At 43.1% G+C, this 15,593-nt stretch carries 14 protein-coding genes, 1 tRNA gene and 2 pseudogenes; 9 read left to right on the top strand and 8 right to left on the bottom strand.

From position 1 onward, the window contains the following. Nucleotides 1-211: 211 nt before the first annotated feature. Genes fliT through fliD form a run of 3 tightly spaced genes read right to left on the bottom strand, consistent with a single transcriptional unit; the run spans nt 212 to nt 2,457 of the window. Nucleotides 212-592, bottom strand: coding sequence for a flagella biosynthesis regulatory protein FliT (fliT, locus tag DCX48_05140; protein ID QXE13947.1), 381 nt, complete (start codon nt 590-592; stop codon nt 212-214). Next, complete coding sequence (fliS, locus tag DCX48_05135) at nt 592-1,002, bottom strand: flagellar export chaperone FliS (protein QXE13946.1); 411 nt, start codon at nt 1,000-1,002, stop codon at nt 592-594. Before fliS ends, fliT begins: the two co-directional genes overlap by 1 nt. 30 nt (nt 1,003-1,032) lie before the next feature. Continuing rightward, nucleotides 1,033-2,457, bottom strand: a complete 1,425-nt coding sequence (gene fliD / locus DCX48_05130) for a flagellar filament capping protein FliD (GenBank protein QXE13945.1) — start codon at nt 2,455-2,457, stop codon at nt 1,033-1,035. Between the two features lie 268 nt (nt 2,458-2,725). Between fliD and DCX48_05125 the strand changes: the two genes are divergently transcribed. The 6 genes and pseudogenes from DCX48_05125 to DCX48_05100 all read left to right on the top strand — a co-directional run bounded on the left by DCX48_05125 (nt 2,726) and on the right by DCX48_05100 (nt 9,772). Next, on the top strand, nt 2,726-3,595 hold the full coding sequence (locus DCX48_05125; protein ID QXE13944.1) for a flagellin FliC: 870 nt from the start codon (nt 2,726-2,728) through the stop codon (nt 3,593-3,595). A 462-nt stretch (nt 3,596-4,057) separates the two neighbouring features. Beyond that, nucleotides 4,058-4,648: pseudogene (locus DCX48_05120) on the top strand (group II intron reverse transcriptase/maturase). Between the two features lie 17 nt (nt 4,649-4,665). Beyond that, on the top strand, nt 4,666-5,094 hold the full coding sequence (locus tag DCX48_05115; GenBank protein ID QXE13943.1) for a hypothetical protein: 429 nt from the start codon (nt 4,666-4,668) through the stop codon (nt 5,092-5,094). Between the two features lie 138 nt (nt 5,095-5,232). Beyond that, nucleotides 5,233-7,632, top strand: coding sequence for a hypothetical protein (locus tag DCX48_05110; GenBank protein ID QXE13942.1), 2,400 nt, complete (start codon nt 5,233-5,235; stop codon nt 7,630-7,632). Nucleotides 7,633-7,658: 26 nt separating this feature from the next. After that, entirely contained in the window at nt 7,659-8,777 is a 1,119-nt protein-coding gene (locus DCX48_05105) for a hypothetical protein (GenBank protein QXE13941.1), read from the top strand. A gap of 41 nt (nt 8,778-8,818) precedes the next feature. After that, nucleotides 8,819-9,772 carry a class I SAM-dependent methyltransferase gene (locus DCX48_05100; GenBank protein QXE13940.1) on the top strand — a complete coding sequence of 318 codons (954 nt, stop codon included), beginning with the start codon at nt 8,819-8,821 and terminating at the stop codon, nt 9,770-9,772. Between the two features lie 236 nt (nt 9,773-10,008). Here the strand turns inward: DCX48_05100 and DCX48_05095 are convergent. From DCX48_05095 to DCX48_05085, 3 genes and pseudogenes are all read right to left on the bottom strand, one after another. Continuing rightward, nucleotides 10,009-10,194: pseudogene (locus DCX48_05095) on the bottom strand (transposase). A gap of 33 nt (nt 10,195-10,227) precedes the next feature. Further along, a protein-coding gene (locus DCX48_05090) for an IS5 family transposase (protein ID QXE13939.1) occupies nt 10,228-11,072 on the bottom strand; the annotation gives its coding sequence in 2 pieces (ribosomal slippage) (nt 10,228-10,727 and nt 10,727-11,072; 846 coding nt in all). Between the two features lie 74 nt (nt 11,073-11,146). Further along, on the bottom strand, nt 11,147-11,527 hold the full coding sequence (locus DCX48_05085; protein QXE13938.1) for a transposase: 381 nt from the start codon (nt 11,525-11,527) through the stop codon (nt 11,147-11,149). Nucleotides 11,528-11,782: 255 nt separating this feature from the next. Between DCX48_05085 and DCX48_05080 the strand changes: the two genes are divergently transcribed. The 3 genes from DCX48_05080 (at nt 11,783) to phoH (ending at nt 14,543) form a co-directional block, all read left to right on the top strand. Next, entirely contained in the window at nt 11,783-12,505 is a 723-nt protein-coding gene (locus tag DCX48_05080; protein ID QXE13937.1) for an RNA polymerase sigma factor FliA, read from the top strand. A 203-nt stretch (nt 12,506-12,708) separates the two neighbouring features. Continuing rightward, nucleotides 12,709-13,224 (top strand): flagellar regulatory protein FliZ, encoded by a 516-nt coding sequence (gene fliZ / locus DCX48_05075; protein ID QXE13936.1) that lies wholly within the window; start codon nt 12,709-12,711, stop codon nt 13,222-13,224. Nucleotides 13,225-13,754: 530 nt separating this feature from the next. Further along, the gene (gene phoH / locus DCX48_05070) at nt 13,755-14,543 is read left to right on the top strand and encodes a phosphate starvation-inducible protein PhoH (protein QXE13935.1); all 789 of its coding nucleotides are present in this window, start codon (nt 13,755-13,757) and stop codon (nt 14,541-14,543) included. A gap of 86 nt (nt 14,544-14,629) precedes the next feature. Here phoH and DCX48_05065 read toward each other — a convergent pair. Then, a tRNA-Ser gene (locus DCX48_05065) sits at nt 14,630-14,719 on the bottom strand. A 218-nt stretch (nt 14,720-14,937) separates the two neighbouring features. Next, nucleotides 14,938-15,576, bottom strand: a complete 639-nt coding sequence (locus DCX48_05060) for a hypothetical protein (GenBank protein QXE13934.1) — start codon at nt 15,574-15,576, stop codon at nt 14,938-14,940. Nucleotides 15,577-15,593 lie beyond the last annotated feature (17 nt).

Below are 15,593 nucleotides of genomic sequence, written 5' to 3'. Positions count from 1 at the left end.
CACTGTTAATCCAATGAAATTACGCACAATCTTTATTTGTACTGACTTCCGCCTGTTTATTCCTTATCTTCAAGCCCTCTACGCTTCAAATTCTTAACGCGCACTGATTTCGTTATGCCGATAGCTAGGGCACGTAAAAAGCATCAATTGTGAATAAAAAAACGCGCCTCGTATAAAACCAAAGGCGCGGTGAAAACAGCATTATAGTACGTTATGAGTGTGTTTCGTCAGGCAAGGGCTCACCCGGTAGCAGTCGCTGCCCTGCAAATTCGCTATAAGTCGTATTAATTGATTTTTGCTTCAGTGATTGCCCCATTAACGAACTTAATTCGTCCATCCGCTTCTGCAGAAGTTGTTTTACTTTCGCTTCATTATCCATCACTTCCTGCAAAATCTGTCGCAGATGCAAACGCATCACACTGTCAATTTCGTCAGGAATTGGCGTGTTAACTAAGCCTTCAACGGACTGAACATAAACAATCTCTTGCTCAACCAACGTATCCCACTGGCCGCTGACGGCCAGATGAAGAATTTTTTGACTCAGAGACAAAAGCTGTTGGTAATCTTTTAGAAGCCGATGGGGGGAGGCCATTAACGTACTTCCTGCTCTGGTTTGTAATTAGGGCCGATTTGCCGCCAGGCATCAGCGATATTTTCCAACAATGCTTCGACTTCCTCTATCGCTTTTGCATCGTTATGTAAATTGGCAATCAACAAACGTTGAGACATGTAGTCATACAGAGCGGACAGGTTTTCAACGAGCTCGCCCCCGCCTTCCATATCCAACCCGGTTTTTAGTCCGTTATTGATAATGTTGATTGCTTTAGATAACGCCATACCCTTACCTTGGATGTCGCCTTGCTCCATGAGGATGCGCGCGCGCACCATCGCACTGCGCGCGCCATCAAACAGCATGACGATAAGCTGGTGAGGGCTTGCGCTCATCACACTGCTTTCGAGGCCTACTTGAGCATAGGCTTGGCTGCCTTTCATGTTGTACATCACATTACCTATCTTTCTTTCAGCGAAAATTTAGAGTTTAGAGAACATGCTCGTTAAGCGACTCATTGTACTATTCATGTTAGTCATCGCTTTATCCAGTTCAACAAACTGTTTTTGATAACGAGCAATAGTATCTTCTATCCCATTTTTGACGAGAGTTGACCGAGAGTCCAATTTCTTCAGCGTACTATTGATACCGTCTTCTTTGTTTTTGATCAGCCCTTCTGTCGTATCAAGGACTTCTTTCAGGTAGGTGCGGGTCTGTGTCGCAAAGCCTGTTTTGTCATTATCGCCAACAAAAAACGCCCGAACTTTGCCTGGTTCTTCTTTCAACGCTGCGTCTAACTTGGTATCGCTGATTTCCAGTTTCCCAGTTTTGAAGTTTTGCGTAATCCCAAGGTCTGCCAGAATGCGGAATTCATCGCTATCGCTTTGTACTGTTGTCAGCTGCGCCTTGAGTTTATTCTGGATACCACGAACCGTAGAATCCCCTAGCAATGCGCCATTGCTACTTGCTTGGGACTCACCCGCGTCAACTGCAGTGTATTTTGTTTGAGCTGCAATGGTGTCTTGCAGTGAGTTGTAAGCATCAACCCAGGCTTTGACCGTGTTTTTCATTCCGGTGATATCCTGCTCAATCGTCAGGGTTTCCGGTTTGCTTGCTTCGGTCTGAGCCAGAAGATTGATCGTTACACCTTCAAAAGCATCAGAAATAGAATTACTTTGTCTTTCTATATCAATGCCATTTGCTGTAATTTGTGCGTTTTTAGCTACGACTTTTTCTGTTGGCGCGCCATTAAAAATGCTTGTGTCGTCCCCGCTAATCGAGATTTTACTCTCAGTACCGCTGTTCTTAGCGGTCAGCATCAGGTAGTACTCATTATCCTTCGCTTTAACAACGCTTGCCGTCACGGTGCCATTAACTTTGTTGATAGCGTCACGGACATCGTTTAATGATGTTTCACCGGCTTTGATGTCTATTTCCAGAGATTTCAGGTAGTCATTACCGACTTTAGTGAATTTACCATTATCCTGAGATATAACGAGTTTTGTGTCTGTTGCACTTAAGGGCTCTGTGGCGCTGGTTTTGGCTCCGGACATTATTGAATGTGCCTGCGCCAATTGTTTTACTTCAATGCTATAAGTACCCGCAACCGCCTTACTATCGGTGGTTGTGGAGAAAGCTTTGTTCGTGCTGGAAACTTTGGTGGATGTGAGCCCATCAATTGAACCTTTTACAACACCGAAAGATTCAGAGATAGCTAAAGCGTCATTCGCAGTTTTAAGTTTATCAAGCGCACCTTTCAGAGCACTAATACCGCTTAGCTGTGACTTGAAGCTGGATTGCTGAGTGGTTATTGGTACAAGTCTTTGATTTTCAGCGGTTCTAAGCTGTGTGAGCAAATCGCTTAAACCCAGTCCAGAACCTACACCTAATGAAGAAACGCTTGCCATGATAGAATCCTTTTATTCAGAGTGCGATGAGCTATGAAACCATTATCGGCAGGATAGAAAATAAGTTTAGCAGTAAAGAACGGTCATCTTTATTACTGATTAATGTCGCCGGATAAGGGGCTATCAGAATTGCCTTCTAAACAATAAAAATGAATTTAGGCTAAAAAAAAGTTAAAGCTTCTGGAAAGCGTTCCGATAAATGTTAGCGACGGGGATGAACCCGTGGGTCTAACCCGAAACCGATAACCACTGATTAAGGAACGCTATCATGGCAGTAATTAATACTAACATCATGTCTCTGACTACTCAGAACAACTTGAACAAATCTCAGTCTGCTCTGGGTACCGCTATTGAGCGTCTGTCTTCTGGTCTGCGTATCAACAGCGCGAAAGATGACGCAGCTGGTCAAGCGATCGCTAACCGTATGACCGCCCAAGTTAAAGGTATGACTCAGGCTGCTCGTAATGCCAACGATGGTATTTCCCTGACTCAGACTGCTGAAGGCAACCTGAACGAAATCAACAACAACTTGCAACGTATCCGTGAACTGGCGACTCAGGCAGCGAACGATCCTAACGGTAAAACTGACCGTGACTCTATCGTCAAGGAAATGACTCAGCGCATTAACGAAGTTAACCGTGTTGCGCAGAGCGCGTCTTTCAACGGTACTAAACTGCTGGACGGTTCTGCAAGCGCTGGTATCATCATTCAAGTTGGTGCTAATACTGGTACCACTGAAACTATTACTATTGATAGTTCCGCGCTGATCAATGCAACCACTGGCACTGGTGGTACAATGAACGATGTTGGAACGAAAATCACTGATCTGAGCGCTGTTGCTACCGGTAGCGCTAACACAGCGGCTCAGGCTCTGATCACCTCTCTGGATACTGCTCTGTCAGCTGTTGATGCTGCACGTAGTAACCTGGGTGCGATTCAGAACCGTTTTGAATCTACCATCACCAACCTGAACAACTCTATCAACAACCTGTCTTCTGCTCGTAGCCGTATCGAAGACGCTGACTACGCAACTGAAGTATCAAACATGAGCCGTAGCCAGATTCTGCAACAGGCTGGTACTTCTGTACTGTCCCAGGCAAACCAGGTTCCACAGACTGTTCTGTCTCTGCTGCGTTAATTATAATAAAGTGATTTCCAGTGTAACCCGGTCGTGTGCCGGGTTTTTTATGGTGTGCTGGGCATGCTCAGCAGCTCGGGGCGGGGTGAAAGTCCTCTGTCCAGCCTGATGGTGGAGAAGGACTAGTGAAGCTCAAGGGTGTCGTCGTGAGGCGGGGGCTGAAGGAAACGTGGAGCAAAATCATGACCTGACGAACAGAAACCTGATATGAGGCCTACCCGGCTGGCGGAGCAAGCTACTGATTGCGAAGGCCATAACCATCAATAACCGGGGTGGTAGATTGGGCAGGTGTGTGGTGAAAGCGGCTGAGCTTACCCCAAGAGGCGTTCTGCATTCAGAACTGAGCGTACTGTAAGGCGCGCTGACTGGCGGACAGGAGTCAGCAGAGGGCATAGTAGGACACTACGTCTGAAGGCCCGAACGGTAATGAGTGACGAGTATCATCGGAGGTTCTGAGCGGTCATGCAGCAGAAAACGCATTGCGGTCCTGTAGCGGTAGGATGGGGTGAAACCCCGAATGCCAGCCATCAGGGAGCTGAAACCGTGCGGGCACCTACGAACAGAGAAAATCTGTCGTCAACAGCATGGCTGATGGAAGCCATCTGTGAACCCGTCAATATCAAGCAAGCCATGAAAAGAGTGAAAGCCAATAAAGGTGCGGCGGGAAGTGACGACATGCGCGTAAGCGACCTATCGTACTCCCTGAAACACCACTGGCTGGAACTGAAAGCGCAACTGCTATCCGGCAGTTATTGCCTATCCCCCGTGAGAAGAGTGAGCATCCCGAAAATCGGCGGCGGCGAACGCCTGTTGTGTATCCCGACGGTAGTAGATCGCTTTATCCAACAGGCGGTGATGCAGGAACTGCAACGGCAGTGGTATGCCTCGTTCAGCGATAACAGCTATGGGTTCCGGCCCGGACGCTCGGCACATCAGGCAGTGAAACAGGCTCAGGACTATATCGGTTCTGTGTATCACTGGGTAGTCGATCTCGATCTGGAGAAATTCTTTGATCGGGTAAATCACGACGTGCTGATAAGCCGGATAGCGAAACTAAGCTAGATAACTGTATGGCGGATAACGTATTTTCTACGTCGGTTCGGTTTGCCCACTTTTTACTTAATGATAGCATTGAGCTTCCAGTTATTCAGGAGTTTCCTATTCCTCAACGTCATTATGAGTATTCGCCTCCTGTCGGCATGACTTACCATAATCGGCTACTTGTGATTGCCGATACCTTTGTCCTTTGTTTAGATCCATTACTTAACGAATTGCAGTTTTATGGGGTCAGATACTATGTTATCAGTTGGGGGGAATGGCTCCAGAACAAAAAACCACAAGATTATTATACGCTAATAAGACCACGCGAATTATTGGATTTCTCGTTATCTGTGTTGATTTTTTCAGCATTGATGCGTTTAATTTTTCTACTGAGAAAACATCTTTTCGTCTACTTAAAAGAAGGAGAACAATATTTTATAATAAAATTACGGTGCTAATTTGATCGGTTTTAAGGGAATAAAATGATGTTTGGCACGAAAGGGAATTGTAAAAAATCGTATTTTTATTCTCTGGTAAAGAGTTAGCTATGTGAATAATGAAAGTAATGTTAATTCTATTGTGCTGAAAGGTGTGCTATGGGGACTGATTCATTTAGCTTTGAGGTAATTTCAGAAATATTCTCTCAAAGTGGAACAACAAAAATATTATCATTAGATTGTTTTGATACTCTATTTTGGAGGCGAGTTGATAAGCCTCATGATATTTTTTCTTTAATAAACAAAGATGAAGGGCCTGCATCTCGAGCTAAAGCAGAGAGTAAAGCAAGGGCAAGAGCTTTATTTAAAGGCAGGACCGCAGAAGTTTCTATATTTGATATCTATAAAGAAATGTCTAAATTCTTTAATTCAGAGGAGATAGAGCAGCGGATACATGAAGAAATTGATGCTGAAATTAAATTTGGTTTCATTCATCAGCCAGCTTTATCTTTACTGAAAGCAGCTAAGGACAGAGGAGTTAGAACTATAATTGTTAGTGATATTTATTTAAGTTCTACTCAACTTGCTTACTTGATCAGAATGGTATCACCAGAAACATCCTTGCTTATAGATAAAATTTATACCTCTTCTGATGTTGGATGTGGCAAAACATCAGGTTTGTGGAACTATGTTGTAAAAGAAGAGAAAATAAAAGCAAGAGATATATTTCATGTTGGTGACAATTTCAATGCAGATTTTAAAAAACCATCAGAAATAGGTGTTAATGCTTTTCATTATATGCAAAATGAAAAAACTATGATGCATATAATGGAGCAGAGAAGGATTGCTGCTAGTTTATTATTTTCTGATTATCAGCACGTAAAAGCTATCCCATCATTGTTTCGTTCTTGGTATTCATCCTATGCTAGAAATAATCTGACAGCAGAAAAAATATTAGGATGTACTGTATTAGGTCCTGCGCTATTTGGATTCTGTAAGCATATAAAGAAACAATCTGAAAAACATCCTAGTGCTAAGTTGGCATTCTTAATGCGTGATGGATATATGCCTAAGTTGGCATATGAAGCAATGTACCCCTCTGAGACTACATATAACCTGAGAATCTCAAGGTTAACATCAATATCTAGTTCTTTTTCTTGTAAAAAAGACATTGAAGATTACTTGATGAAGGCTTTTAGTCCATTCTTATCTGAAAATGCTTCGTTAGAGGGGAATGATGAGCTGATAAATGTGACGCTAAAACATTTATTGGTAGAGGAGAAGACTAAATATAAAATAAAATCCAAGCTTAGAAGTAGTGGTTATTATGTTCATTCGTTGATAGACGCTATCTTTTCGGGAGAGGTTCTAAAAGAAATTATTGATAATTCTTTAAAATATCGTAAGCGTCTTATTATGCATATTCAGAAAGAGACTGGTTTGAAGGCTGGTGATACGCTTATGTTGATTGATTTAGGTTATGAAGGAACAACGCAAAATAAATTATCAGATATTTTAGAAAAAGAGTTAGGTATCTATATTGTTGGGTGCTACTTTATAGTTTCTCATACTCCTGATTGGGAGAGGAATCGTACAGGATTGATTTCTCCTCGTGATTATGATTGGCGTATAATTTTGTCTCTAACAAACCATATAGCGAGTTTTGAGTTATTATGCTCATCAAACGATAATTCGGTTGTTGATTATGATTTATCAGGAGATCCGATCTATGAATTAAATTCAATATCTTATTCAATACTAGAAAAAATAAGTGAAATACAGATTCAAGCAATAAAATTTATTGAATTAAATTCAAAAGATGTAACTCAAATTTTTGAGGACGATAGCGTTTTAAGTGAGTCAGCCGTGGCTGATATAGCAAGATTTATATATTTCCCTACGATTATGGAAACTAGATTTTTTGAAAGTTTAACTTTTGAAGTAAATTTAGGAACCAAAAATAAAGTAAATTTTTTAAATGTAAATAAAGGCATGGATTATGTTAAAAAATATGGTATTTCTCGTCTGGTTGATAATGGAGGTGGCTTTAGGACTAATTATCCTTCGGAGTTGAGATATTTAGGGGTAGATTATGCTATTTCTCTACTTTCGAGTTATCGAAATTCAATAGACTTCTCTGTTGCTGATAGTATTCAGAGACGGTATGAAGTAGATGTTCTGTATGTTAATGAAACTGAAACATTTCCACAGAAAATAGAATCTAGATATACATTCGATGGGTTCTATTCATTGTATATTCCAGTATTAACTACGGAAATAATCATCATGCTAGGCCATGTTGATTCGATGTTGGAAATCATGGACTTTTCTGTGGTTGAGAATAAATATTTCTTCACTAAAAATGAAGATAATGAGTCTCGTGAATTGGTTAATAATATCGATTACCTTATTGATGGTGGCGAGTTTAATAAAGGGATTATAAATTGGCTGAGAACAGATGGATTTATTTATATAAAAACAATGAGGAAGAATGACATAATCAGGTTAGTGTATCGTACTTTATCTTCTGGGGCGGATTACTTGAATTCGCGGGCGTAGGATATTTAACAATTAATGGTGTTTTTATGTTTTCTAAAGTTGTGTTCAGTGGTGATATCTTACGCCCTTTCTATATAGGGGATAGGGTGGAAAGTGCTACTTGGAAGAATATACGTTGGCTACGAGAAATTCTTGCTCCTGCTTTACGTCGGCAAAATTTTCAGGTTTCAACATTATCGTGGAATGAAATCCAGTATCTTCCCGGAGATATTTATTTTGATACCCCTGCGTTATATGAGGACTTATCATTACCTCTTAATCTTAACTCTTGGGCTAAACTTTCTGTTCAAAAACATGCACCCGAAGCTTTTGTTGAAATGTTACGTGCTTCTTTACATGATGCACTTATTGTGGGATATGAAATGCCTGATGTCTTACTTGATGCATTATGTCAACTAAAAAGGCCATTTATTGACATAGCATTACACCCATATCGTTTTTTACCAGATCTTGTGTTTTCTTTCCGTACTAATGTTTCTTATTTTTATAAAGTATTCGAACGGTATCGCTTATCCAAAGATGAGGTGGAATATCAGGCTAGTGCAATTTTGGCCAAATCAGTGTGGATGCAAAAACCTTTTGATATTCCTCCAGGTTCAATTATCTTGTTAGATCAGGTTAAAGTTGATCGTGCTCTTATTCAAGAAAATGGATCTTTTGCATCCTTTGATGATCACTTAGAACGTTTGCATGAATTATGCTTTGAACATCCACAAGTGTTTTTTAAACCTCATCCTTATAATCTAGATGCTGAGTCGACATCTGATATTATAAAGACATTACCTGTAATTGTTGAAACAAATGTGAATTTTTATTATTTACTCACTCAGCCAGAAATAGAAGGTGCAGTTGCATTAAACTCTAGTGGTTTGTGCGAAAGTAAAGCTTTTGGAAAACGTGGTGATAACTTAGTTCCTTATCTCTATGATTATAATAGTGTCGAGTTACCAATGGATTATAAGGTTGGGTATTCGATACCACTCAATGGTCTGTGGGTAACTAGCGATTTTTGGCTCCAGTTAATAAATGGAAATAACAGTGTATTTAATAATAATGAAGCATCTAATCTTTGGTTTCCAAATCAATTGCGTAGAACAATGAATGCAGACTGGGGCTACGGATTTATAGAGAAGGTTATTGCTTGAGTTTAAGTATAGCTATTTTCACTTTGGAAAGGTAGTGTATAATGCCATTACATAATTCGGACTCTATAGTTGTTAATGTATTAGATTTTTTAAAGAAGAATGATATAGAAGCAGCAAGTAGCATGGTTAAAAAAGGGCTTTTTTATTTCCCTATGGATAATCGATTCTATATTCTTTCGGCAACAATCGCGCAAGCCAATAATTATCCTATGGAAGCTTTCAAGTGTCTTTGGTTGGCACTGATTACTGAGCCCCGTAGCCAACTTGCTAGAAATGAATTGTTACATTTACTAGTCTCAAGCTATTCAGAAGAGCTAGGAAAAGATAAAGATTTTTCACTCGATAGTGGCGAACGTCAAACAGGTATAAATCTACAGCAAATTCGATTTGATCATAGAGTGCGTTATATATTTGCTTCACACTGGATTCGGCGTAGATTTGGTATGGAAACTCGTAATAAGGTAGGATTAGATGTTTTTTGTGGTAATGGATATGGGAGCCGAATGATTGCTGATATGACTGGTACTCGCATGGTTGGGCTTGATGGTTCGGCTGAAGCGATTGATTTAGCCGAAAATATATATGGCTCACATCGTGTTGTATTTGGTCAAGCACTATATCCTTTTGAAGTTAATACTGATTTTTTTGATTTTGCTATAAGTTTTGAGTCGATTGAACATGTTGATGACCCTAAGGGATTATTAGAGCAAATAGCAGTGGCATCCAAAGGTCCTCTTGCTATTTCATTTCCGGATGAGTCAGGGCTGCCATTTGATAAATTTGGTCCTTTTTTTAAACACCATGTTAGACATTTTAGGCGAGAGGATATTATTTCATTACTTTCTTCAGTAGGAAGGAATAATATCGTTGCTGAGCGAGGGCAGAATGTATACAGACTGGAAGGTAATAAAATTATTGGGTTATTACAAGAAAAAGATATGGTGCTTTGCTCACATACTGATGATATCCAGTTTCGCGTTATGATCGTCGAGTGATGAATATATTTAGCATCGATTGTAGAGCGGCCATGCCATTTATAATCGATGTTGATTTTTTGGTGATGTGTGGTTCGCTGGAAACTAAATTTTTTACAAAATAGTATATTATATTACCCAAGGGTGATGGTGTAAACGCCCCCTTTTTAGTTCCACGCACTGGACGTTAATAAAGTAGCACTCCCAGTTGATTTAGGCTGCCTGTTTTTCTCGCTCCGGATTCAGCATCACCTCGCCTACTGGGGTAATGCCTCCAATGAGTAGAACATATATTTTTCGATGAAGGCTCCAATGACGTTTTCGTGGAGCGCTATTAAGCGCGAGAAGCAAATCGTTTTGCGAGCCAGCCTCTTGATTCGGGTACGGAGAGTCAGGTTGTTACGCTCAATGCGCTGCGTAAAGATTCGGTAAGTGTCAAGGTAGTTGGCACCCCCGGTTGATTTAGGCCGTGTCCCTTAACTTAACAACCGTTTTAAAAATAACCTGATCGCTCCCAGTTTTAGCATACTCAGGTAGTTTCTGGCTGTTTTCTCCGAGCGGGTGGCAATACGGCGATTTTCTTTAAGTATCGCAAAGCAGCGCTCCACGACATTGCGTTTTTTGTACAGGCGCGTGTCGAGGGGGCGACGTCCGTCCTGACTGGCCTTCTCATTCGATTTAAACGGAATAACCGCTTTTATTCCTTTCATTTTCAAATGAATGCGAAGGTTTTTACCTGAATAACCCTTATCCGCCAGCACCGCTTTCGGACGTGATTTCAGGTGCCCGCTTTTTCGGATAATCCCGACCCGGTTGAGCAACCTTTCCGCGTATCGGCTTTCGTGGGCCTGTCCACCGCTCAGGCAAAAACTCAGTGGTAATCCTGTGCCATCTGTCGCCAGATGGATTTTGGTGCCAAAGCCGCCGCGAGAGCGACCCAGCCCATGGTCCTCGCATTCATCGGGATGTTTTTTTTCGCACCCGCGGCCGCTTTCAGGGCGCGAACGTTACTGCCATCCAGCGCGATAACATCCCAGTCAATCAGCGCTTTTTCATCCAGAATCTGGAGTAATTTATTGAAAATGCTGTTCATTATTCCGGCTTTAGACCACCGATTGAAGCGGTTGTAAATGGTTTTCCATTGACCATAACGCTCAGGTAAATCCCGCCAGGGTGCGCCAGAGCAAAGCACCCAAAATATGCCATTCATGACATGTCTGTGCGCAAAATAAGGACGCCCGCCTCGGGAAGAGCCTCTTTCAGGTGGCAGCATGGGAGAAATCAACGCCCAGGCGTCATCGGGAAAATCGTAACGAGCCAAATTAAAGGACTTTTTGTGGTGAAATCATGTCCCTGATTGTACAAAAAATAGTTACGGGACACACCCTAGGCTGCCTATTTTTCCCGTTCTGGATTCAGCATTACCTTGCCTACCTGATGCCAGTTTCGTGTTCTGCCAGACCAGCGTTCAGGCCGTTGCGCTTTTGCCTTTTTGTACACCTCATCCCGATTTTTCAGCAACACACCGTCTTCTCCACGATGTCGCTGACCCGGCGTCACATACCTGATGCCGCTATGTCTGTGCGTTTCGTTATACCACTGCGTAAAATCCTCTACCCATTCACGCGCCTCATCCAATGTATCGAACCCCGATGACGGCCACTGCGGGATATATTTCAGTGTCCGGAACAGCGACTCCACATATGCGTTGTCGTTACTGACTCTTGGCCGGCTGTGAGATGGCCTTATTGCCAGCTCATGTACAAGGTCAATTATTTACAGGGTCATTCTTTCCTCTGTTTGTGATCTGCGCTAGAATCATCTTCCTTCGAAAGAGATATACATCACAGATTTTCTGTCGCATTGCATCATCTGTACGTGCCATTTGTGTTTCTCTCCGCAGACTCCTTACTCAATTCTGTCATATATGGCATGAATAACCCTCCTTTTTTGACCCTATTCAGACGATTGGCTACCCTACCTAAAAGCATAATAGTGTCGATAACATTATCATCGTAGGTATTTGTCACTGTGAGCGATTTGTATACCGCCGAAGGCACAATGGATAAAAATTCCCTTTGGAAGCGCTATGTACCACTAGTGCGCCATGAAGCCTTGCGTTTACAGGTTCGTCTTCCCGCGAGTGTTGAACTTGACGATCTGCTACAAGCTGGCGGTATTGGCTTGCTGAGCGCAGTTGAACGTTATGATTCGTTGCAAGGTACGGCGTTTACCACTTATGCCGTTCAACGAATTCGTGGCTCGATGCTGGATGAATTACGCAGTCGTGATTGGGCTCCACGCAGTGTACGGCGTAATGCGCGGGAAGTGGCACAAGCAATGCAACAGACTGAACAACAACTCGGTCGTACTCCAACGGAGCAGGAAGTTGCGCAGACCCTGAATATCACGCTTGAAGATTATCGTCAGATATTGCTGGATACGAACAATAGTCAGCTTTTCTCTTACGATGAGTGGCGTGAAGAACATGGTGATAGCGCCGAGGCGTTACTGGAAGGCAATGAAGATGCCAACCCATTGCATCAACTGATGGAAGGCAACTTGCGCCATCGTGTGATGGATGCCATTGAAAACTTGCCAGAACGTGAGAAGTTGGTGTTGACGCTCTACTATCAGGAAGAGTTGAACCTGAAAGAGATCGGTGCTGTTCTTGAGGTCGGAGAATCGAGAGTCAGCCAGTTGCATAGCCAGGCGATAAAGCGCCTGCGCGTGAAATTAATGAACGATGTTTAATTGCGCTGCGTAGGAATACTGTTATCAAAATATATCTTCATCCACTGAAGCTGCAGAGTTATGACAATTTTTGAATCTTGATAAGTGTTTTGTATCAGTACCTAAATAGTCAATGCTGCCTGTTTTTTAGCACCCGACCCTCTGGCGTGATGAGCGGTGCTATTGCTTCGCGTTGAAGTTATATATTGTCATGGAATGGATTCATGCACCCATCAATTAGGAAGAAACAGCTGCTAAGCCGTTATCTGAAAGACTTTAAACATAGACAGACCAACTGTTCCCAGTGTGATAAAGAGCTCGACCGCGTTTCACTGGTGTTTCGCAACCAGCTTATAAATAAAAAATCGATTGGCAGCATCGACAGACTTATCGATGACGAAATATGGTCTGGTCTCCAGAAGGAATTAATCCCACTTTGCCGCTTTTGTAGCGAAATATTATGCAATACCACTGCTAGCTATTTCGATATTAAAGCTTTCACACAATATCTGATCGAGCAAACCGAAGTTCGTCATAGCACGATGCGCGAGTATGTCATTCGTCTGCGGCGGTTGGATGAACTGCTGGTCGCAAATAATTATCCTGCAGAAACCTTTTCCGGGCACCGTGGTGGGGTACAGCAGCGGGTATGCGATTACCTTCCTGACATTGAACAAAATATCTACCGCAGCGCCTTACGAAAATACGATCAATATTTGGACTGGCAGCGACATTTCTGACGCGCATATGCGTCGTTCTCAGGCCGACATTGCTAATCCAAGGGATACTGACTATACGTAAATGTTATGACAGTGTAAAAAATGCTTGCATTGCAGGGGCAAATTATTGCACTGTCATACTACTGAAATCATTCGGCACTAATTTTTAGGCAATGGTTAGCGGTAGTTCTACGATGCGATCAATCATTATTCAGTGGAATAGTCGTTGTCACAGTGAGGAACGCGAATGGTAATGTCCTTTTGTGGACTTTGTAGTCGATGTCAAGATTCTACGCTGCTGACTCGCCGATGCGAGGGATTTTCCTCCCACTTATTTTCAACACTGCGCCATTCTCTTTTTACCCAAACACTCCATTTATTTTATTTTTCTATCCATGAATGCTCGGCCCGTTTTTCACTCGGTTCGTGGATGACTCATATGTATTTTCTGTCCGCTATTGGCTTAATAAGGAAGCCTGACCTCGTTAGTGAGTTAAACGTCACGCGCTGCAAAGCAGTGCGGTAAGTGAAACAAACTGTAAGGTGCCACTATGGGAAGACAAAAAGCAGTGATCAAAGCTCGTCGTGAAGCAAAACGCGTTATCCGTCGTGATTCGCGTAGCCATCGTCAGCGTGAGGAAGAGTCGGTCACTTCTCTGGTACAGATGGGCGGGATTGAAACAATCGGAATGGCGCGTGAGAATCGTGATAATTCCGTTATTCAAGCCCGTACAACTGCCCAGGAACATTACTTGTCTGCGATAGAAAATAAACAGTTGATTTTTGCCACAGGTGAAGCTGGCTGCGGTAAAACGTATCTGAGCGCTGCGAAAGCGGCAGAGGCACTAATCCATAAAGAGGTTGAGCGTATTATCGTTACGCGGCCAGTATTACAGGCTGACGAAGATCTTGGCTTTTTACCTGGAGATATTGCGGAGAAATTTGCGCCTTATTTCCGCCCGGTTTACGACATACTTTTGCGTCGACTGGGAGCCTCTTTCATGCAGTACTGTTTGCGGCCGGAAATCGCCAAAGTCGAAATTGCGCCTTTTGCGTATATGCGCGGACGGACGTTTGAAAATGCGGTTGTGATTCTGGATGAGGCGCAAAACGTAACAGTGAACCAAATGAAAATGTTCCTGACGCGTTTAGGCGAAAATGTCACGGTTATCGTCAATGGTGATGTGACGCAGTGTGATTTGCCATCTGGAGTTAAATCCGGCCTGCGCGATGCACTGGAGCGTTTTGTTGAGGATGACATGATTGGCGTCGTCTCTTTCGGTAAAGAGGACTGTGTGCGTTCGGCGCTGTGCCAGCGTACGCTCCATGCCTATGGCTGATGTCTGTGTGGCATGGGAATGGACGTTTCTGTGCCATCAGCATAAAAAAACGCCGCTGATTTGCATCAGCGGCGTTTTCTTTTATATGGCGGTGAGGAAGGGATTCGAACCCTTGATACGTTTTCACGTATACACACTTTCCAGGCGTGCTCCTTCAGCCTCTCGGACACCTCACCGGGGGTTGCCTAGAAGGGGCAACGGGGCGCTACTATAGGGAGTCGCCTAGCTTCGGTCAAGCAGTATTTAGCGCTAACGGTGCGTATGGCTAAGCATTGAACGGTAAAGGATAGTCTGCGTAACCGTGTCGTTAAAATGTAGGCAAAACGAGTTGATCATTGGCATAAAAAAACCACAGACCGTGATGGCCTGTGGTTTTTTGTCAGCTATCGGACGATTACGCCAGCAGCGTTTTGATGTAGCTGGTCAGTGCTTCGTCTTTGCTGTTAGCGAAGAAGTATTCTTGGAATTTAGGACCAGCAATTGCGCCTTTAACCAGATCCTGATCGAGGCCTTTCAGGATGGTGATCAGATCGTTGTAGGTCACCGCTTTTACGGCATCCAGGATTTTCTTGTTACGTTGTTGAGGAACAACGCGGTCGCTCGGGTAGCCTCGGCCGCCTTCTTCTTTGAACAGCTGGGTAAACAAGTTTTCCAGGTTCAGTTCTGCGCCCCAGCCAAAGCCTTTAGCGTAAGGAACAGATACGGCGTTACCGTTGTTGATCTGAGAGAACAGGTAAGCATCAGATGGGTCAACAACTAGACCGCAGATTACGCCTGGGAAAGAGTTACAAGCCAGCATTGCGCCCTGGCCAGTACCGCAACCGGTCACAACGAAATCAGCCGCGCCGGAGTTCAGCAGGATAGCTGCCAAAATACCGTTCTGGATGTAGGTCAGCTGCGCTGCATCTTCAACGGCGTATTGGCCGTAGTTGTGTACAGTGTGGCCCAACGGTGCAACCGCTTTGGTCAGAGACTCGGCGATGATGGCGTTTTTGGCAGCTTGGCTGTTCTCGTTAATCAGTGCAATTTTCATGTTCGTTCCTTTTCTGT

The sequence above is a fragment of the Pectobacterium atrosepticum genome (genome assembly GCA_019056595.1).
GTDB lineage: Bacteria > Pseudomonadota > Gammaproteobacteria > Enterobacterales > Enterobacteriaceae > Pectobacterium > Pectobacterium atrosepticum.
The sequence above is the reverse complement of the archived record's forward strand: the minus strand, read 5'-3'. Positions and strand labels throughout refer to the sequence as shown.